Below are 218 nucleotides of genomic sequence, written 5' to 3'. Positions count from 1 at the left end.
TATTCTTCTTTTTTCATCTTCACATGAGAATAACAAACTGAAGAAAGAACATTTCCTTTCAACCAAAACTCTTTCGTTTTTCAAGAACCGAACGTATATAACATCCTTCCGTGTCACGTGACAACAAAAGTCAACGGGCAATTAGTAATGCTCGGCTTTGCTGTCTCCAGCTTTACACCTGCATCCTATCAACGTCATAGTCTTTGACGACCCTAAGA

At 39.0% G+C, this 218-nt stretch carries 1 rRNA gene; it reads right to left on the bottom strand.

The features are described from left to right. Positions 1-120 precede the first annotated feature (120 nt). Positions 121-218, bottom strand: a 23S ribosomal RNA gene (locus H6A27_RS15915); the annotation flags it as partial.

The organism is Bacteroides caecigallinarum, from assembly GCF_016902295.1.
GTDB classification, from domain to species: Bacteria; Bacteroidota; Bacteroidia; order Bacteroidales; family Bacteroidaceae; genus Phocaeicola; species Phocaeicola caecigallinarum_A.
Note: the sequence above shows the minus strand (reverse complement) of the source record. Positions and strands in the feature narration are given on the sequence as shown.